Consider the following 20,393-nt stretch of genomic DNA (forward strand, 5'->3'; position numbering starts at 1 on the left):
AAAAGGAGAGATGAACAATGGCAAAAGTTTACTATAACGGAGATGCAAATGAAAAATACTTACAATCGAAAACGGTGGCAATTATCGGTTACGGTTCGCAAGGCCACGCGCATGCGCAAAACCTACGCGACAGCGGAGTGAACGTGATTGTCGGCCTTCGCCAAGGGAAGTCATGGGAACAAGCGGAAAAAGACGGCTTTGCCGTATACAGCGTCCGCGAAGCAGCCAAACAAGCAGACATCGTAATGGTGTTGCTGCCGGACGAAAAACAGCCAAGTGTATACAAAGAAGAGATCGAGCCAGAGCTTCAGCCGGGAAATGCGCTAGTCTTTGCGCACGGATTTAACATTCACTTTAGCCAGATTGTTCCTCCTGAACATGTCGATGTCTTTTTAGTCGCGCCGAAAGGTCCGGGGCATTTAGTGCGCCGCACCTATACAGAAGGAGCAGGCGTGCCAGCATTAATTGCGGTGCATCAAGATGTAACAGGAGAAGCAAAAGAAACGGCACTTGCCTACGCAAAAGCAATCGGCGCGACAAGAGCGGGAGTGCTGGAAACAACGTTTAAAGAAGAAACAGAAACCGATTTGTTCGGTGAACAAGCGGTATTGTGCGGAGGATTAACAGCGCTCATTAAAGCCGGATTTGAAACGCTTGTTGAAGCAGGGTATCAGCCGGAAGTAGCCTACTTTGAATGTCTGCACGAAATGAAATTAATTGTCGATTTGCTTTACGAAGGCGGCCTTGCGTGGATGCGCCATTCGATTTCCGATACGGCGCAATGGGGAGATTTCATTTCTGGACCGCGCATTATTAATGATGCAGTGAAAGCAGAAATGAAAAACGTTCTTCATGACATTCAAACAGGGAAATTTGCCAAAGGATGGATTTTAGAAAATCAAGCGAATCGTCCAGAGTTTAACGCGATCAACCGTCGTGAAAACGAACACCTCATTGAGATCGTCGGCCGTGAATTGCGGAGCATGATGCCGTTTGTCAAAGCAAAACAGAAAGATGTGGTGGTCTCCAGTGCGAAAAATTAATATTTTCGACACGACATTGCGTGACGGTGAACAGTCTGCTGGAATCAATTTGAATTTGCAAGAAAAACTTGAAATTGCCCGGCAGCTTGAACGGCTTCGTGTCGACATCATTGAGGCGGGCTTTCCTGCCGCTTCAAAGGGTGATTTCCAAGCGGTCAAACAAATTGCCGAAACGATCAAAACATGCTCTGTTACCGGGCTTTCCCGCTCGGTACAGAGCGATATTGACGCCGCATGGGAAGCGTTAAAAGGAGGAGTGGAGCCTCGTCTCCATTTATTCATCGCTACATCTCCGATTCATATGATTCATAAATTGCGAATGACGCCGGAACAAGTCATTGAAACGGCGGTAGAATCGGTTAAATATGCGAAACGTTATTTTCCGATTGTGCAATGGTCGGCGGAAGACGCCTGCCGCAGTGAGCTTCCGTTTTTGGCCAAGATTATTACAGAAGTGATTAAAGCAGGGGCAACGGTTATTAATATCCCAGATACAGTAGGGTATATTACCCCGAAAGAATACGGGAATATTTTCACTTTCTTAAGCAATAATGTTCCGAATATTGAAAAAGTTTCTCTTTCTGCCCATTGCCATGATGATTTAGGAATGGCGGTCGTCAACTCTTTAGCTGCTATTGAGCATGGGGCAACACAAGTGGAAGGAACGATTAACGGAATCGGTGAACGAGCAGGAAACGCGGCGCTCGAGGAAATTGCGGTCGCGCTTTATATCCGCAAAGATTACTATCAGGCGGAAACACGCTTGAATCTTCAAGAAATTAAGCGAACGAGCAATTTAGTAAGCAAATTGACCGGCGTGGTTATTCCGCCAAACAAAGCGGTCGTCGGTAAAAATGCATTTGCCCATGAATCGGGAATCCATCAGGATGGCGTGCTAAAAGAAAAAACAACGTACGAAATTATTTCGCCGGAGCTGGTCGGGGTTCAATCGAACTCGATGGTGCTTGGCAAACACTCTGGACGGCACGCACTGCGCAACCGTGTGGAAGAGCTTGGTTATACCTTGTCTGATGAAGAAATTAACCAATTGTTCGTTCGCTTTAAAGAGCTTGCCGATAAGAAAAAGGACATTACTGATGACGATTTGGTCGCGCTTATTTTTGAAGAAAAATTTGACCACTTTAAAGATTTTTATCAATTATCTTCGATTCAAGTCCAATATGGCACGAACCAAATTCCAACCGCAGTGGTTGTGCTAAAAGGCGGACAAGGAAACGAGATTCAAGAAGCGGCTACAGGAGCGGGCAGCGTTGAAGCATTGTATAACACGTTAGAGCGCTGCTTTAAAACGCCGGTTACATTGCTTGACTACCGGATTGAATCGGTCAGCGGCGGACGCGATGCGCTTGCGCAAGTGTTTGTGAAAGTCCGGGCTAACGACATCGAAACGAGTGGGCGCGGCACGGCGCAAGACGTGCTCGAAGCATCCGCAAAAGCCTATATTAACGCTGTTAACCGTGTATTCATGATTGAAACGATGCGCATGGAAAGCCAAAAGGTCACAACCCAATAAAACGGAGGGGGAACAGCATGGGAAATTATCGGATTGCCGTATTGCCGGGAGATGGAATCGGTAAAGAAGTAACAAAGGGAGCTGTTGAAGTTTTAAAGGCGATTGAAACTCGTTTTGGACATCATTTTGAGTTTGCATATGGATTGATTGGTGGGGCTGCCGTTGATCAAAAAGGTACGCCGCTTCCAGAGGAAACGCTTGCTCTTTGCCGGGAAAGCGACGCGGTATTGCTCGGGGCAGTCGGTGGTCCGAAATGGGATCAACATCCTCCACATCTGCGTCCGGAAAGAGGATTATTGCAGATTCGCAAAGAGATGAATTTGTTTGCCAATTTGCGTCCCGTGAAATTTTACGATAGTTTAACGGATTCTTCACCATTAAAACAGGAAGTCATTCAAGGAGTCGACTTAGTCATCGTCCGCGAATTAACTGGAGGGCTGTATTTCGGCAAGCCGAGTGGGCGAATGGTCGAAAACGGAGAAGAAAAAGCGGTAGATACGCTTCTATATAAAAAGGAAGAAATTAAACGGATTGTGAAAGTAGCGTTTGAGCTGGCGCGCAAGCGGAAGAAAAAAGTGACATCGGTCGATAAAGCGAATGTGCTGGCATCGAGCAGAATGTGGCGGGAGATTGCCGAAGAAGTAGCACAAGAGTTTCCAGATGTAAAGCTTGAGCATATGCTTGTCGACAATGCGGCCATGCAGCTGATCCGTTCTCCGCAGCAATTTGATGTGGTCGTGACGGAAAACATGTTTGGCGATATTTTGAGCGATGAGGCATCGATGTTGACCGGTTCGCTTGGCATGCTGCCGTCGGCAAGTTTATCGGCTTCAGGACCGAGTTTGTATGAGCCGATTCATGGTTCTGCACCGGATATTGCCGGACAAAATAAAGCAAATCCGATTGCGACCGTTTTATCGGCCGCGATGATGCTCCGTCTTTCTTTCGGGCTTTCCAAAGAAGCGGAGGCGGTGGAAAAAGCGGTGCAGCAAGTATTGGCGGCGGGATTGCGGACGGCAGATATCGCGCAGAAAGGACAACGAGTAGTTTCCACCGATGAAATGGTAAATGAAATTAAAGCGACAATTTTAGACCATCAAACGATTTCCCACATCATGGCTGTATACGCATAAAACATGCGAGGTGAAAGTAGTGAAGCCGAAAACGATTATTGATAAGATTTGGGAAAACCATGTCGTCTATCGGGAAGACGGAAAGCCGGATTTGCTTTATATCGACTTGCATTTAGTTCATGAAGTTACCTCTCCGCAGGCGTTTGAAGGATTGCGGCAAAAAGGGCGGAAAGTGCGCCGCCCTGACTTGACCTTCGCCACCATGGATCATAACGTTCCAACGGTGAATCGCTTTGTCATTACCGATGAAGTGGCGAGAAATCAAATTGCCGCACTGGAACGCAACTGCCGTGAATTTTCGATTCCGCTTGCCGATTTGCATAGTGAAGAACAAGGAATTGTCCACGTCATCGGTCCGGAGCTTGGTTTGACACAGCCAGGAAAAACGATTGTTTGCGGAGACAGCCACACATCCACACACGGGGCGTTTGGGGCGCTCGCTTTCGGAATTGGAACGAGCGAAGTCGAACATGTGCTTGCCACACAGACGCTCTGGCAGCATAAGCCGAAAACGCTGCAAATCCGCATCGATGGAAAATTAGGTGAAGGGGTTACGGCAAAAGATGTTATTTTGGCGATTATCGGGCGTTATGGAGTTGGCGTCGGCACCGGATATATCATCGAATTTACCGGTGAAGCCATCCGCAATATGTCGATGGAAGAAAGAATGACGATTTGCAACATGTCGATTGAAGCGGGAGCACGCGCCGGCCTAGTAAGCCCGGATGAAAAGACATTCGCCTATTTGCGGGGCCGCAAATACGCTCCGAAGGGGGAAGAGTTTGAAAAAGCGGTGGAACGCTGGCGCACTTTGGCAACCGATGAAGGAGCCGAATACGATAAAACGATTGAAATAGATGCCTCGACGATTGCGCCAATGGTCACGTGGGGAACAAATCCAGCGATGAGCACCTCTATTGATGGAACGGTGCCACATCCGGAAGAGTTTACAAGCGAAACGGAACAAAAAGCTGTACGCCGCGCGTTGGAATATATGGGATTAAAGCCGGGAATCCCAATTACGGAAATTCCGGTACAGCACGTTTTCATCGGTTCCTGTACGAACTCGCGCATCAGCGACTTGCGCGAAGCGGCAAAAATCGTCAAAGGGAAAAAAGTGGCGAAGGGAGTGCGCGCTCTCGTCGTTCCGGGATCGCAGCAAGTGAAAAAACAGGCAGAAGAAGAAGGATTAGCGCAAATTTTCATCGATGCAGGATTCGAATGGCGCGATTCCGGCTGCAGCGCTTGTTTAGGAATGAACCCGGATATTATTCCGGAAGGGGAGCATTGCGCCTCCACATCGAACCGAAATTTTGAGGGGCGGCAAGGAAAAGGAGCACGAACGCATTTAGTCAGCCCGGCGATGGCAGCAGCTGCTGCGGTTTACGGACATTTTGTCGATGTGCGCAAATTGGAGAAAGAACCGGTCCATTAAGGAGGGGGAGCATGTGAAGCCATTTACCGTTCATAAAGGGAAAGTAGCCGGCATCGACCGCGCCAACATTGATACAGACCAAATTATTCCGAAGCAGTTTTTAAAACGAATCGAACGGACAGGATTTGGCAAGTTTCTCTTTTACGATTGGCGCTATATCGACGGGGAAAAACCAAATCCTGATTTTGAGCTGAACTGGCCGGAAAACGAAGGAGCGACGATTCTCGTTGCCAATGAAAACTTTGGCTGCGGTTCCTCGCGCGAACATGCGCCATGGGCGCTGCAAGATTACGGATTTCGGGCGATTATTGCCCCGTCGTTTGCCGACATTTTTTACAACAACTGTTTAAAAAACGGGCTGCTGCCGATTCAACTAATGAAAGAAGATGTGGAGTATTTGTTGCAGGAGAGCAAAAAGGCGGATTACGAATTAACGATTTCGCTAGAAGAGCAGCGGGTATATGACGATCATGGATTTGCGCGGACATTTGCTATTGATCCATACCGCAAACAGCTTCTATTAAAAGGCTGGGATGAAATCGATTTAACCTTCGTTTATGAGCCGTATATCGCTGAATATGAAAGAAAGCATTGCCCGATGCCGTAAAGATGGGAAGCTGTTCCGACAAAAAGCGTTGGAACAGCTTTTTGCATGTTTTGCTTGTATCTTGCCGAAAAACTTGTTACACTTGTGTCAAAAATTTTATTGGAGCGGGCGAAGATGAACAAGGATAAAAACGGGAAAGTTATTTTGTTTCCGCGCGTAAAGGAACGGCTTGTGGAAGAAGGATGGAAGGCATTGCAGGCGAAACGGTACGAGGAAGCCCTTTATTTTTTCAGCGAGGCAGAGCAACTTGGGGAGCGTCGTTTTTCCGTTCAGCTCAGCATGGCCGTCTGCCATTATGAACTAGGGAATTTTCATGAAGCGGAGCGCCGCTTGCGCATATTATTGCAGGAAAATGAAGGGAATACGGATTTATTGCAAATGTATTTATCCATCTTAATGCAAACGCACCGGTATGAACAAGCAGAAACGGTCATCCGTGATGCGCTGCGCCGTCATCCTCTTCCTGCTGCTTGGCGGGAAAATTTGTTAAGCCTGTTTCGTTTCGTCCAAAAAATGAACAAACGCCCGTTGCCTCCTGCCAAACAAGAAAACGTGCAGAGGCTGCTCGAGTCGAACGATATAACGGAACATATGCATGTAATCAAACAGCTCGAAAAAGAAGATATTGTTCCTGTACTTCCCTTATTAAAGCAATATTTAATCAATGAAACAAACAGCCCGGTCGTCAAAACGATGCTGCTGCGTTTGCTTACGTTAAAAAATATTGATGATGTCGTGACGGTTGAGAAATTTGGCAAAAGAATCGAAGTGATACCGGCAATGTTAAATGAACAGGCGGAAACGGCGTTTGCGGTAGAACTACTAGAGCGTTTGGAACATTGCCTCGCAAGCGAAAATCCTAGTTTATATGATGTTGCGGCAGAGATTTGGCTTCGTTACACGTATGTTCTTTATCCATTTTCCCCAGAGCCTGCCGCAATCGAAGCATGGATGGCCGCGCTTCATTATATTGCCCGCCAATTTCAAGGGGCGCCTGTGGCGATGGAGAAAATTGCTGCTCGATATGGTGTTTCAGAGGCAGAGATCGCCCCACTTTGTGACAAACTTTGCCACATAGAGAATTTTTCCTGCTTTTAATCGTTTACTTCATATTGAAACATTATCGTTGTATGATATAATATAATGGCTGTATTGCGTATATGTTTTTCTATGTTTCACTACATATATGAAAATGATGACAAGATAATGAAAACTGAAGCCGTTTCATTATCTTCCGCCTTTTTCTTTATCATGAATGATTTTTGGTTGGAGGGAATATTATGTCAGTCAAATGGGAAAAACTTGAAGGAAACGAGGGCGTCCTTACGGTTGAAGTGGACGCGGAAAAAGTAAATGAAGGCCTGGATGCAGCATTTAAAAAGGTAGTGAAAAATATTACACTTCCAGGATTCCGCAAAGGCAAAGTGCCGCGCGTGATTTTTGAAAAACGTTTTGGTGTCGAAGCTTTGTATCAAGACGCACTCGACATTTTATTGCCAGAAGCATACGCCAAAGCGGTCGAAGAAGCAGGAATTGAGCCTGTCGATATTCCGGAGATTGATATTGAGCAAATGGAAAAAGGGAAAAACCTTATTTTTAAAGCAAAAGTAACGGTGAAGCCGGAAGTGAAATTAGGCCAATATAAAGGATTAGAAGTAGAAAAAATGGATACGACAGTAACCGATGAAGATGTAGAAAAGGAATTAAAACGTCTGCAAGAAAACTACGCAGAACTTGTCGTCAAAGAAGATGGCAAAATTGAAAACGGCGACACCGCAGTGATCGACTTTGAAGGATTTGTTGACGGCGAGCCGTTTGAAGGCGGCAAAGCAGAAAACTACTCGCTTGAAATCGGTTCTGGCACATTCATTCCGGGATTTGAAGATCAATTAATCGGCATGCAAGCAGGAGAAGAAAAAGAAATTGAAGTGACATTCCCGGAAGAATATCATGCGAAAGAGTTGGCGGGCAAGCCGGCAACATTTAAAGTGAAAGTGCATGAAATCAAAGAAAAACGTCTTCCGGCATTAGACGACGAATTTGCCAAAGATGTGGACGATGAAGTAGAAACGCTCGAACAATTAAAAGACAAAATCCGCACAAGACTGGAAGAAGCGAAAAAGAACGAAGCAGAAGCGGCGCTGCGCGACGCGTTGGTTGAAAAAGCGGCGGAAAATGCCGAAATTGATATTCCAGAAGTAATGGTAAAAAATGAAACTGACCGCATGCTGCGCGAGTTTGATCAACGTTTGCAAATGCAAGGGCTTAACCTTGACCTTTACTATCAATTCTCGGGTCAAGACGAAGCAGCTTTGCGCGAGCAAATGAAAGAGGATGCCGAAAAACGCGTCCGCGTTGCCTTGACGCTTGAAGCGATCGCAAAGGCGGAAAATATTGAAGTAACGGAAGAAGAAGTCAACGAAGAATTGGAAAAAATGGCGAAAGTCTATAATTTGGAAGTCGAAAAATTAAAAGAGCTGTTAGGAAGCCTTGAAGGCGTCAAAGAAGATTTAAAATGGCGGAAAACGGTTGATTTTCTTGTAGAGCATAGCAAAGTTGCGGCATAATATATTATAGAGAACAAGGCGCGAGACGTTCGTGCCTTGTTCTTTATAACAAAAAATGGGGTGTGATAAAAAATTTTCTAATTTTTCTAACAAGTTATATTTTTTTCATTAGCCTTTTGGGGATCATTATGATAAAATGACGAATACATAAGTTTTGTTGGCGAAGATTTGCGAGGAAAATAAAATACATACAAGTGGTGCGATTTCGGACTAAGGGGTGAAACAGATGTTTAAATTTAATGATGAAAAAGGACAGTTGAAGTGTTCATTTTGCGGGAAAACGCAAGATCAAGTCCGCAAGCTCGTTGCCGGTCCAGGCGTATACATATGTGACGAGTGCATCGAGCTTTGTACCGAGATTGTGGAAGAAGAGCTGGGCAATGAAGAAGAATTTGAATTTAAAGATGTGCCGAAGCCGATGGAAATTCGCGAAATCTTAGATGAATATGTCATCGGCCAGGATGAGGCGAAAAAATCGTTGGCGGTGGCCGTTTACAACCACTATAAACGCATTAATTCCGGCAGTAAAATCGATGATGTCGAATTATCGAAAAGCAACATTTTAATGATCGGACCGACAGGAAGCGGAAAAACGCTGCTTGCGCAAACACTGGCGCGCATTTTGAATGTGCCGTTTGCGATTGCCGACGCGACATCGCTGACGGAAGCTGGATATGTTGGGGAAGACGTAGAAAACATTTTGCTGAAACTGATTCAGGCAGCCGACTACGATGTAGAGCGGGCGGAAAAAGGTATCATTTATATTGATGAGATCGATAAAATCGCCCGCAAATCGGAGAACCCATCCATTACTCGCGATGTATCAGGTGAAGGGGTGCAGCAGGCGCTGCTGAAAATTTTAGAGGGGACGATTGCAAGCGTTCCTCCGCAAGGCGGCCGCAAACATCCGCATCAAGAGTTCATTCAAATTGATACGACGAACATTTTATTTATTTGTGGCGGTGCGTTTGATGGAATTGAGCCGATTATTAAGCGCCGTCTAGGGAAAAAAGTAATCGGATTCGGTGCTGACATGCAGCAGTCAGAAGTGGACGAAAAGAATTTATTGTCCAAAGTGCTTCCGGAAGACTTATTAAAGTTTGGATTGATTCCAGAATTTATCGGCCGTCTCCCAGTGATTACTACATTAGAGCCGCTTGATGAGCAAGCGCTAGTCGATATATTGACAAAACCGAAAAACGCGATTGTTAAACAGTACCAAAAAATGCTGGAGCTCGATGGAGTGGAACTCGAATTTGAAGAGGAAGCGTTGCGAGAAATCGCGAAAAAAGCGATTGAGCGAAAAACAGGCGCGCGCGGCCTTCGCTCGATTATTGAAGGCATTATGCTCGATGTCATGTTTGAGCTTCCGTCCCGTGAAGACGTGCAAAAATGCATTATTACGCTCGAAACGGTCCGCGATAATAAGCCGCCAAAATTGATTCGCCACGATGGCACCGTGGTCGAACAAGAACGGAAAACATCGGCATAATCAGAAGGAAACTGCCTTATTGATAAGGCGGTTTCTTTTTTTGTTTATTCCTGCCTGTTCACGGAGATACTATCATACTACATACTATTTGAAGGCAGGAGGATTTCAGCAATGAATTGGACAAACGTCGTGTTATTGATACAACTGTTTTTCGGGATTATTATCGGCCTTTATTTTTGGAATCTGCTTAAAAGCCAGCGGGTGCAAAAAGTTTCCATTGATAAGGAATCCCGAAAAGAAATGGAGCAGCTGCAGAAACTGCGGTCCATTTCGCTGACCGAGCCGTTGGCGGAAAAAGTGCGACCGAAAAGTTTTGAGGATATTGTCGGACAGGAAGATGGAATTAAAGCGCTTAAAGCGGCATTATGCGGTCCAAACCCGCAGCATGTCATTATCTACGGACCTCCTGGCGTTGGAAAAACGGCAGCCGCCCGCCTCGTTTTGGAAGAAGCGAAAAAAAATCCGCTTTCCCCGTTTAAGAAAAATGCGGCGTTTGTCGAGTTGGATGCCACAACAGCGCGATTTGACGAACGCGGCATCGCCGACCCGTTAATCGGTTCGGTGCACGATCCGATTTATCAAGGCGCCGGGGCGATGGGCCAAGCAGGCATTCCGCAGCCAAAGCAAGGTGCGGTCACCAATGCGCACGGCGGAGTTTTGTTTATTGACGAAATTGGCGAGCTTCATCCGATTCAGATGAATAAATTGTTAAAAGTATTGGAAGACCGAAAAGTATTTTTTGAAAGCGCCTATTATAGCAAGGAAAATCCGCAAATTCCAAGCCACATCCACGACATTTTCCAAAACGGCCTTCCGGCGGACTTCCGTCTTGTAGGTGCGACGACAAGAACGCCGAATGAAATTCCGCCAGCGATTCGCTCGCGCTGTTTAGAAGTATTTTTCCGCGAACTGGACCAAGATGAAATTGCGCTTATTGCGAAGAAGGCAGCGGAAAAAATCCGGTTAAAGGTATCGGAAAATGGAATCCGCATTCTTGCGTCTTATGCGCGCAACGGCCGGGAAGCGGTCAATATCATGCAAATTGCCGCGGGAATCGCCATTTCCGAAAACCGCGAAAAGATTTTAGATAAAGATATTGAGTGGGTCATTCACTCGAGTCAATTGTCACCGCGGTATGAAAAGAAAATTGAAGGAACGCCGTCGGTCGGGCTTGTTAACGGTCTGGCGGTATACGGACCGAATACCGGAGCGCTCTTGGAAATTGAAGTCACTGCACTGCCGGCAAAAGAAAAAGGAACGATCAATATCACTGGCATCGTCGAAGAAGAAAGCATCGGAAGCCGGGAAAAATCGATTCGCCGCAAAAGCATGGCAAGAGGGTCAGTGGAAAATGTCATCACCGTATTGCGGGCGATGGGCGTACCGGCAGACCGCTATGATATTCATGTGAATTTTCCAGGCGGGGTTCCTATTGACGGACCATCGGCGGGAATTGCGATTGCCACTGGAATTTATTCCGCGATTTATCAGCTGCCTGTCGATTGTACCGTAGCCATGACAGGAGAGATCAGCATTCGCGGTTATGTCAAGCCGGTCGGAGGAATCTTTCCAAAAATTAAAGCGGCGAAACAGGCAGGGGCGAAAAAAGTGATCATTCCGGCTGAAAATATGCAGTCGATTTTACGGGAAATAAAAGGGATTGAAATTATTCCGGTGCACCGTTTAGAAGAAGTATTTTCGCACGTATTTGGCGAAGAGGCCGCCTTGCCAAACGATGCTATTCCTGCGGCTGCCGATCGCTCTGAAACAAAGAGCGTGTGACCGTATGACGACTTCGACGAAACAAAAAAGATGTCGAAGTCGGTTTTTCTTTGTATTATATTCTTAAAAAATGGATTTTGGCATCAGGCGTTTTGGGAAGGGATAGCTTTTTCCGCCGAAAGCGGTGAAGTTCTGCATGCGAACGAAGAACGTCCATCAGACATATGTATTTTTGGCTGACTGTTTAATTTGTGAAGATGATGAAAATAGATGCAGTTCTTTTGTGTCATGGAATTTTACAAATGGTACTTGCGTGCTATACAATAGACGAATAGAAGCGAGATATGGAGGTGTTCGCGGTGAAGAAAAAAGAGCTTGTCGTTCCCCTTTTGCCGCTGAGGGGGTTGCTTGTTTTTCCGACGATGGTATTGCATTTAGATGTCGGACGGGAGAAATCGGTAAAAGCGCTCGAGCAGGCGATGGTCGAGGATCATATCATTTTATTGACATCACAAAAAGATGTTTCCATCGATGAACCGGATATGGATGATTTGTATAAAATGGGGACGCTTGCTCGCGTAAAACAGTTACTGAAGCTTCCAAACGGAACGTTTCGCGTGTTAGTCGAGGGAATGGCGCGGGCGTTCATTACCGAAGTAGTCAGCGAAGAACCATATTTTGTTGTGAAAGTAGAAAAATTTGTTGATCGCTCGACAAAGGATTTAGAAGATGAAGCATTAAAACGGACGATGCTGGAGTATTTTGAACAGTACATAAACTTATCGAAACGGTTGTCTGCGGACATTTATGCTTCGATTGTCGATATTGATGAGCCAGGACGAATGGCTGACATTATCGCTTCCCATTTGCCGCTGAAGCTTGAAGAAAAACAGCGCATTCTTGAAACGATTGATATAAAAGAGCGAATCAATAAAATTATTCAAATTCTACATAATGAAAAAGAAGTTCTACAGCTTGAGAAAAAAATCAGCATGCGCGTCAAACAGTCGATGGAACGTACACAAAAAGAATATTATTTACGCGAGCAAATGAAGGCGATTCAAAAAGAACTAGGAGAAAAAGAGGGGAAAGCAGGGGAAGTCGAAACATTAAAAGAAAAAATCGAAGCAGCCGGCATGCCTAGCCATGTAAAAGAAACAGCGCTCAAAGAGCTGGACCGCTACGAAAAAATACCGGCGACTTCGGCGGAAAGCGCGGTCATCCGCAACTATTTAGACTGGCTGATCGCTCTCCCGTGGTCGAAACAGACGGAAGACATTCACGATATTAAACGGGCGGAGCACATATTAAACGAAGATCACTACGGCCTTGAAAAAGTCAAAGAGCGGGTGCTGGAATTTTTATCTGTGCAGCAGCTGACAAAATCGTTGAAAGGCCCGATTCTTTGTTTGGCAGGGCCACCAGGGGTTGGAAAAACATCGCTGGCCCGCTCGATTGCGAAGGCGCTCAACCGCCGCTTTGTTCGCATTTCTTTAGGCGGCGTCCGCGATGAATCGGAAATTCGCGGCCATCGCCGCACCTACGTCGGCGCAATGCCGGGGCGGATTATTCAAGGAATGAAAAAAGCGGGGACGATTAATCCGGTATTTTTGTTGGATGAAATTGATAAAATGTCGAGTGATTTTCGCGGCGATCCGTCCGCAGCGCTCTTGGAAGTGCTCGATCCGGAGCAAAACCATACGTTCAGCGACCATTATATTGAAGAACCGTATGATTTATCGAAAGTGATGTTTATTGCGACAGCAAATAACTTAGCAACGATTCCACAGCCGCTTTTGGATCGCATGGAAATTATTACAATTCCAGGATATACGGAAGTGGAAAAATTACAAATTGCTAAACGTCATTTGCTTCCAAAACAATTAAAAGAGCATGGGTTAAAAAAATCATCGTTGCAAATACGTGATGACGCGATGATGAGCATCATTCGCTATTATACACGGGAAGCAGGGGTGCGCGAACTGGAGCGGCAGCTCGCTGCGATTTGCCGAAAAGCGGCGCGCTTGATTGTCGCCGAAGAGAAAAAGCGTGTTATTATCACGGAAAAAAATATCGAAGAATTTCTAGGGAAAAGAAAATACCGTTACGGGCAGGCGGAATTGAAAGATCAAGTTGGCGTGGCGACGGGGCTTGCCTACACAGCGTTTGGCGGTGATACGCTATCGATTGAAGTGTCGCTGGCTCCAGGGAAAGGAAAGTTAGTGCTGACCGGAAAATTAGGCGATGTCATGAAAGAATCAGCCCAAGCGGCATTTAGCTATGTACGCTCGCGGGCCGAACAGCTTGGCATTGACCCAGATTTTCATGAAAAATACGATATTCATATTCACGTTCCCGAAGGCGCGGTGCCAAAAGACGGGCCATCAGCGGGGATTACGATTGCAACCGCGCTGATTTCCGCCTTAACAGGCCGGCCGGTAAGCCGCTTTGTTGGCATGACGGGAGAAATCACGCTGCGCGGCCGCGTTTTGCCAATCGGCGGATTAAAAGAAAAAACGTTAAGCGCCCATCGCGCCGGCTTGAAAAAAGTCATTTTGCCAAAGGACAATGAAAAAGATTTAGAGGATATCCCAGATGTGGTAAAAAAAGATTTGCAATTTGTGCTCGTATCCCATTTAGATGAAGTACTACAACATGCATTGGCAGGGGAGCAACCATGAACGTGACAAAAGCAGAAATCGTCATCAGCGCGGTAAAGCCGGAGCAATATCCGGCCGGCAACTTGCCGGAGTTTGCGCTCGCCGGGCGTTCGAACGTCGGCAAATCTTCATTTATTAATAAAATGGTGAACCGGAAAAATTTGGCACGAACGTCATCGAAACCGGGAAAAACGCAAACATTAAACTTTTATTTGATTAATGAATCGCTCTACTTTGTCGATGTCCCAGGATACGGCTTTGCGCGAGTGTCGAAAAAAGAGCGGGAAGCATGGGGCAAAATGATGGAAACGTATTTTACGACACGAGAGCAGCTGCGCGCGGTAGTGCTGATCATTGACCTGCGCCATCCGCCGACAAAAGATGATGTCATGATGTATGAGTTTTTAAAGCATTATGATATCCCAACGATCGTTATTGCGACAAAAGCGGATAAAGTTCCAAAAGGGAAGTGGCAGAAGCATGGAAAAGTCGTGCGTGAAACGTTGAAGATGGCAGCCGGCGATGAATTGATCTTGTTTTCGGCGGAAACAGGCCAGGGAAAAGAGGAAGCATGGGCGGCATTGGAGCGATTCCTTTGAGAGAAAAACACCAGCTTGATGAACGCTGGTGTTTTTTGCATTGATTATTTTCGCTTTACCAATAATATGTATATACCAGCAAGGATGAGCCCAAGCGGCCAAAACTTCCAAATCGATGCGATGCCTGTTTCGACGATATAAAACAGCGGCTGAAATTGTTCGGAAAACAACATAATCAAAGCTAATGCCAAAAAAAAGATGCTTTGGCCAAGTCCGCTTTTTACTTTTCGGGAGCTAATGAAAAACGCTATCGCAACGATAAAGAACAAGACGCCGATATGATTTGGCCATTGTTTGAACCAATGGGCAAGTAAAATGTGCAATCCGAATCCAAACAAAAGGATGCCTGGAAATAGATGTTGGTATTCACGGGCAGAATACGCCTGGCCGATCAACGCCGCTCCGAAAATCATTAACAGTGCCGGCCAATCTTGAAAAAGATGTACAAATGAGGAGTGAAGCTGATTCACCAAAAAGTAAACGCCCAGTCCAACAAGAATAATGCCAGAGAACGTCGCTTGTTTTTTCATCGGTTCCTCCCAGTTTCTTGTCAAACTTTTTTATGATACACTGATTACTGTATCAAGTTTATCATATGCGTTCTACCATGTTCACACTTTTTTCACAAAGAAGAAAGACACATGTGTTATAATAATGAGAGATATTTTAGGTACTTGACGAATAAGGGGGTATAAAGGACGTGCATGTAGTTGTTATTGGCATAAACTATAAAACGGCCCCTGTTGAAATCCGTGAAAAACTGACGTTTGGCGAGCCGGAATTGGCCGATGCGATGAAACGGTTGCAGCAGCAAAAAAGTATTTTAGAAAATGTAATCGTTTCTACATGCAATCGTACGGAAATTTATGCGGTGGTCGACCAGTTGCATACTGGCCGTTATTATATAAAAGCTTTTTTAGCGGATTGGTTTCATATCGACCTCGACACGCTTACACCGTATTTAAATGTGCTCGAAAACGAAGCGGCGGTGGAGCATTTATTCCGCGTTGCTTCCGGTCTCGATTCAATGATTTTAGGGGAAACGCAAATTTTAGGACAAGTGAAAACAAGCTACCTTCTGGCCCAGGAGGCGGGAACGGTCGGCACGATTTTTAATCATTTGTTCAAACAGGCGGTGACATTTGCCAAACGCGCCCATTCGGAAACCGAAATCGGCGCGAACGCGGTGTCGGTAAGCTATGCGGCGGTTGAACTTGCCAAAAAGATTTTTGGCGATTTATCTTCTAAACATGTTTTAATTATCGGCGCCGGCAAAATGGGAGAATTGGCGGCACAAAATTTATATGGCAATGGTGTAAAAAAAGTAACCGTTGTCAACCGCACGCTCGAAAAAGCAGAGCAGCTGGCGAAAAAGTTTGCCGGGACGGCCAAATCGCTTTGCGAGCTGTCTTGCGCGTTGCTTGAGGCCGACATTGTCATCAGTTCAACAGGAGCAAAAGACTATATCATTACGAAGGAAATGATGGCTCCGTTAGAGAGAATGAGAAAAGGCCGCCCGCTGTTTATGGTCGATATTGCCGTCCCGCGCGATTTAGACCCAGCGATTGCCGAATTGGAAAGCATCTTTTTATATGATATTGATGATTTAGAAGGAATTGTGCAAGCGAATTTGGCAGAACGCGAAAAAGCGGCGAGACAAATCGAGAATATGATCGGGACAGAGCTTGTCGCGTTCCAGCAATGGCTGCAGACGCTCGGTGTCGTGCCGGTGATTGCCGCGCTTCGCGAAAAAGCGCTGGCGATTCAGGCGGAAACGATGAAAAGCATCGAGCGGAAGTTGCCGCATTTATCGGAACGGGATCGTAAAGTATTAAATAAGCATACGAAAAGCATCATTAACCAGTTGCTGCGCGATCCGATTTTGCGGGCAAAAGAGCTGGCGGCAGAGCCAAATGCCGAAGAAGCGTTGCAATTGTTTATGAAAATTTTCAATATCGAGGATGCCGTTGAGGCGCAAAAGCAAGAAAAAGAAGATGGTCAGCGTGCTGCTATGCCATCTCTGCAGTCCTAAGAGAGGATTTTGGCATATGTTTGAGATGACCATGATTCGTTTATATGAGCTTTCTATTCTTGTTTATGTCGTGTCCATTCTTTTATATTTTGTCGACTTTCTCCAACGTAACCGGAAGGCGAATCAAATCGCTTTCTGGTTACTTTCTATTGTTTGGCTGCTTCAAACGTTCTTTTTCTTGTTTCGTATCATACAGACAGGGCGCTTCCCGGTTTTGACGATATCGGAAGGCCTTTATTTTTACGCCTGGCTGCTTATTACGCTGTCTTTAATCATTAATCGGCTTATGCGCGTGGATTTTATTGTTTTTTTTACAAATGTGCTTGCTTTTTTAATTTTGGCGATTCATACGTTTGCGCCGAATCATCAGTCACCGGCCGTTGCCGAACAGCTCATTTCCGAGCTGCTTATTATCCATATTACGATGGCGTTGCTTGCGTATGCGGCGTTTTCGCTTTCCTTTATCTTTTCGATTTTATACATGCTGCAATATAGTTTATTAAAGCGAAAAAAATGGGGAGAACGGTTGTGGCGGATGGCGGATTTAACGAAATTAGACTTTATGTCGTATGTTTTAAATTTGCTTGGATTGCCTATGTTGTTATTAGGGTTAATTCTTGGCGTCATCTGGGCCTATATCAAAATCGAGCATTTTCATTGGTATGATGCCAAAGTGCTAGGCTCGTTTCTGGTGCTGGCGGTGTACAGCATTTACTTTTACAAGCGCGCTGTGCAGCAAGTACAAGGAAAGGCGATCGCGCTTTGGAATATCGGTTCGTTTTTATTTTTGTTGGTAAACTTTCTCTTATTCGGAAGTTTATCGAAATTTCATTTTTGGTATTCATAACGGAGGAGTGCAAGATGCGGAAAATTATCGTCGGATCGCGGCGCAGCAAACTCGCCCTGACGCAAACCAACTGGGTGATTGAGCAGTTGAAACGATTAGGAGCGCCGTTTGAGTTTGAAGTAAAAGAAATCGTTACGAAAGGAGATAAAATTATCAATGTGACGCTCTCGAAAGTCGGCGGCAAAGGGCTGTTTGTCAAAGAGATTGAACAAGCTATGTTAGATAGCGAGATTGATATGGCTGTACATAGCATGAAAGATATGCCGGCTGTGCTGCCAGAGGGGCTGACTATTGGCTGCGTGCCGCTAAGAGAAGATCCTCGTGATGTACTCATTAGCAAACAGAACAAAACGTTCGCCGATCTACCAAGCGGGGCAGTCATTGGGACAAGCAGTTTGCGGCGGTCTGCGCAAATACTCAATAAGCGGCCGGATGTAAACATTAAATGGATTCGCGGCAATATTGATACGAGGCTGGCAAAGCTGGAAAGCGAAGAGTATGACGCGATCATTTTGGCAGCGGCCGGATTGGCGCGCATGGGCTGGGCAAGAGATGTCATTACGGAATATTTATCAACAGATGTATGTCTTCCTGCCGTCGGACAAGGAGCGCTTGCGGTGGAATGCCGCGAAAATGATGATGAGCTGCGCGAATGGCTGCAAAAATTAAACGATGTCAATACCGAGAGAGCGGTGCGGGCGGAACGCGCCTTTTTGCAGCAGATGGAAGGCGGCTGTCAAGTACCGATCGCCGGCTATGCGTATATCGATGAACGAAATGACATCGTGTTGACTGCACTTGTCGCGTCGCCTGATGGAAAAGAAATGTATAAAGAAATGGTATGCGGGACGAATCCGGAGGAAGTTGGAATCCAAGCGGCAGCCTTATTAAGTGGACAAGGGGCGAAAGCATTAATCGAGAGGGTAAAAGAGGAGATGAATCAGTAATGGAAGGCGGTCCGTTGGCGGGGAAAACGGTGCTTGTGACAAGAGAAAAGGAACAGGCGAAAACGTTCTCGGAAAAGCTGCGCCAAGCAGGAGCAACGCCGATTGAAATTCCGCTTATTTCGATCTCTCCTTCTTCCCATCGTGAAAAAATGGAACGGTGTGTGCGGCAGCTTTCCGATTATGATTGGCTCATTTTTACAAGCGCGAACGGTGTCCGGTTTTTCTTTCCGTTTGTCAAAAAGGAAACACCGCTTCCAAAAGTGGTAGTAGTCGGAAAGAAAACGGCGGCGGCTTTAAAAGCGTATGGCGTTTCTCCTGCCGTCGTCCCTAGTGAATTTGTTGCCGAAGGGGTGATCGAGGCGCTAAAACCGCTTGTTAAGCCGCGCGATCGCGTTCTTTTCGTCAAGGGGAATTTGGCAAGGCCGGTGTTGCGCGATGCGCTGACAGAGATGGGGGCCGAGGTGACAGAGCTGGTCGTATATGAAACGACGCTGAACGAAGCAGGAAAAGAACAGCTTCTCGCATTGCTGCGTGAAAAAAAACTTGATGTCATGACATTCACCAGTTCCTCGACGGTGCGAAGCTTTAGTTCGATGGTAGAAGAAAAAGACGTTCGTTCCCTGCTAAATGGTTGCGTCATCGCCTGCATTGGACCAATTACGAAGGAGACAGCAGAAAAAGCAGGACTTCCCGTGCATATTTGTCCAGACGAGTATACGATTGATGGTATGATAAAAGCGATGGAACAATATTTTGCAAAATGAAAGATGGAGGGAAAAGCGATGGCAACGTTACAGTTTGACCGCCACCGCCGTTTGCGGCAGAACGCCAATTTGCGGGCGATGGTGAGAGAAACGCATCTTCATGTCGAGGATCTTATTTATCCGATTTTTGTTGTCGAAGAAAAAGGGGTAAAACGGGAAGTACCATCCATGCCAGGAATATACCAATTTTCGCTTGACCGTTTAAATGAAGAAATGGACGAAGTCGTCCAACTAGGCATTAAATCGGTAATCGTTTTCGGCGTGCCGGCAGAAAAAGATGAAGTCGGTTCGCAAGCATACTGTGAGCATGGCATCGTCCAGCAGGCCATTCGCTACATTAAAGCGAACTATCCAGAAATCGTGGTCATTGCTGATACGTGTTTGTGCGAATACACCAGCCATGGACATTGCGGTGTGGTCGAAAACGAACAAGTATTAAACGATCCATCGCTTGAATTGCTGGTGAAAACTGCGGTCAGCCAGGCGCAGGCAGGTGCTGATATTATCGCGCCTTCGAATATGATGGACGGTTTCGTTGCCGCGATTCGCCAAGGACTCGATGAAGCCGGATTTGCGCATGTGCCGATTATGTCGTATGCGATTAAATATGCGTCCGCATTTTACGGTCCTTTCCGCGATGCGGCTGACAGCGCACCGCAATTTGGCGACCGGAAAACATATCAAATGGATCCTGCCAACCGTCTTGAAGCGTTCCGGGAAGCGGAATCCGATGTGCGCGAAGGCGCTGACTTTTTAATGGTAAAACCAGCGCTCGCCTATTTGGATATTATCCGTGACATTAAAAACCATTTCCACCTTCCGCTTGTCGCCTATAATGTCAGCGGCGAATATTCGATGGTGAAAGCAGCGGCGCAAAACGGCTGGATTAACGAAAAAGACATTGTGCTGGAAATGCTTACTAGCATGAAGCGGGCAGGTGCGGATTTAATTATGACTTATTTTGCGAAAGATGTGGCTCGCTGGTTAAACGAGTAGAAAGGAGATCTATCG

General features: G+C 46.0%; 17 protein-coding genes. 16 read left to right on the forward strand and 1 reads right to left on the reverse strand.

All coding sequences use genetic code 11. From position 1 onward, the window contains the following. Window positions 1-17 precede the first annotated feature (17 nt). The 11 genes from ilvC to yihA all read left to right on the forward strand — a co-directional run bounded on the left by ilvC (window position 18) and on the right by yihA (window position 14,792). Window positions 18-1,043: a ketol-acid reductoisomerase gene (gene ilvC, locus AC1WMD_RS04585; RefSeq protein WP_043905670.1), complete on the forward strand. Its 1,026-nt coding sequence runs from the start codon at window positions 18-20 to the stop codon at window positions 1,041-1,043. After that, entirely contained in the window at window positions 1,030-2,577 is a 1,548-nt protein-coding gene (locus AC1WMD_RS04590; protein ID WP_494256110.1) for a 2-isopropylmalate synthase, read from the forward strand. The genes ilvC and AC1WMD_RS04590 overlap by 14 nt, the downstream gene beginning before the upstream one ends. Before the next feature lie 17 nt (window positions 2,578-2,594). Then, window positions 2,595-3,710: a 3-isopropylmalate dehydrogenase gene (gene leuB, locus AC1WMD_RS04595; protein WP_043905668.1), complete on the forward strand. Its 1,116-nt coding sequence runs from the start codon at window positions 2,595-2,597 to the stop codon at window positions 3,708-3,710. A gap of 19 nt (window positions 3,711-3,729) precedes the next feature. Then, window positions 3,730-5,145 carry a 3-isopropylmalate dehydratase large subunit gene (gene leuC / locus AC1WMD_RS04600; RefSeq protein WP_494256112.1) on the forward strand — a complete coding sequence of 472 codons (1,416 nt, stop codon included), beginning with the start codon at window positions 3,730-3,732 and terminating at the stop codon, window positions 5,143-5,145. A gap of 13 nt (window positions 5,146-5,158) precedes the next feature. Further along, complete coding sequence (gene leuD / locus AC1WMD_RS04605; protein WP_043905666.1) at window positions 5,159-5,752, forward strand: 3-isopropylmalate dehydratase small subunit; 594 nt, start codon at window positions 5,159-5,161, stop codon at window positions 5,750-5,752. A gap of 114 nt (window positions 5,753-5,866) precedes the next feature. Next, window positions 5,867-6,850, forward strand: coding sequence for a tetratricopeptide repeat protein (locus tag AC1WMD_RS04610; protein WP_043906628.1), 984 nt, complete (start codon window positions 5,867-5,869; stop codon window positions 6,848-6,850). Window positions 6,851-7,032: 182 nt separating this feature from the next. Then, window positions 7,033-8,319: a trigger factor gene (gene tig, locus AC1WMD_RS04615; RefSeq protein ID WP_043905665.1), complete on the forward strand. Its 1,287-nt coding sequence runs from the start codon at window positions 7,033-7,035 to the stop codon at window positions 8,317-8,319. 226 nt (window positions 8,320-8,545) lie between these two features. Continuing rightward, entirely contained in the window at window positions 8,546-9,811 is a 1,266-nt protein-coding gene (gene clpX, locus AC1WMD_RS04620) for an ATP-dependent protease ATP-binding subunit ClpX (RefSeq protein WP_043905664.1), read from the forward strand. 111 nt (window positions 9,812-9,922) lie between these two features. Then, the gene (lonB, locus tag AC1WMD_RS04625) at window positions 9,923-11,593 is read left to right on the forward strand and encodes an ATP-dependent protease LonB (RefSeq protein WP_043905663.1); all 1,671 of its coding nucleotides are present in this window, start codon (window positions 9,923-9,925) and stop codon (window positions 11,591-11,593) included. A gap of 284 nt (window positions 11,594-11,877) precedes the next feature. Further along, the gene (lon, locus tag AC1WMD_RS04630) at window positions 11,878-14,214 is read left to right on the forward strand and encodes an endopeptidase La (protein WP_043905662.1); all 2,337 of its coding nucleotides are present in this window, start codon (window positions 11,878-11,880) and stop codon (window positions 14,212-14,214) included. Next, window positions 14,211-14,792 carry a ribosome biogenesis GTP-binding protein YihA/YsxC gene (gene yihA / locus AC1WMD_RS04635; protein WP_043905661.1) on the forward strand — a complete coding sequence of 194 codons (582 nt, stop codon included), beginning with the start codon at window positions 14,211-14,213 and terminating at the stop codon, window positions 14,790-14,792. Before lon ends, yihA begins: the two co-directional genes overlap by 4 nt. A 44-nt stretch (window positions 14,793-14,836) precedes the next feature. Here the strand turns inward: yihA and AC1WMD_RS04640 are convergent, their stop codons facing one another. Further along, on the reverse strand, window positions 14,837-15,322 hold the full coding sequence (locus AC1WMD_RS04640; RefSeq protein ID WP_043905660.1) for a LiaI-LiaF-like domain-containing protein: 486 nt from the start codon (window positions 15,320-15,322) through the stop codon (window positions 14,837-14,839). Between the two features lie 170 nt (window positions 15,323-15,492). Between AC1WMD_RS04640 and hemA the strand changes: the two genes are divergently transcribed. The 5 genes from hemA to hemB are packed head-to-tail and all read left to right on the forward strand — an operon-like array spanning window position 15,493 to window position 20,378. Continuing rightward, the gene (gene hemA, locus AC1WMD_RS04645; RefSeq protein ID WP_043905659.1) at window positions 15,493-16,824 is read left to right on the forward strand and encodes a glutamyl-tRNA reductase; all 1,332 of its coding nucleotides are present in this window, start codon (window positions 15,493-15,495) and stop codon (window positions 16,822-16,824) included. 16 nt (window positions 16,825-16,840) lie between these two features. Next, a complete protein-coding gene (gene ccsA / locus AC1WMD_RS04650; RefSeq protein WP_043905658.1) occupies window positions 16,841-17,671 on the forward strand; it encodes a cytochrome c biogenesis protein in 831 nt (276 codons plus the stop codon). 14 nt (window positions 17,672-17,685) lie between these two features. Continuing rightward, entirely contained in the window at window positions 17,686-18,618 is a 933-nt protein-coding gene (hemC, locus tag AC1WMD_RS04655) for a hydroxymethylbilane synthase (RefSeq protein WP_043905657.1), read from the forward strand. Next, window positions 18,618-19,382, forward strand: a complete 765-nt coding sequence (locus tag AC1WMD_RS04660) for a uroporphyrinogen-III synthase (protein WP_494256116.1) — start codon at window positions 18,618-18,620, stop codon at window positions 19,380-19,382. Before hemC ends, AC1WMD_RS04660 begins: the two co-directional genes overlap by 1 nt. An 18-nt stretch (window positions 19,383-19,400) precedes the next feature. Beyond that, window positions 19,401-20,378, forward strand: a complete 978-nt coding sequence (gene hemB / locus AC1WMD_RS04665) for a porphobilinogen synthase (protein ID WP_043905655.1) — start codon at window positions 19,401-19,403, stop codon at window positions 20,376-20,378. Window positions 20,379-20,393: the final 15 nt, after the last annotated feature.

The sequence above is a fragment of the Parageobacillus sp. NEAU-HV-2 genome (assembly GCF_059115485.1).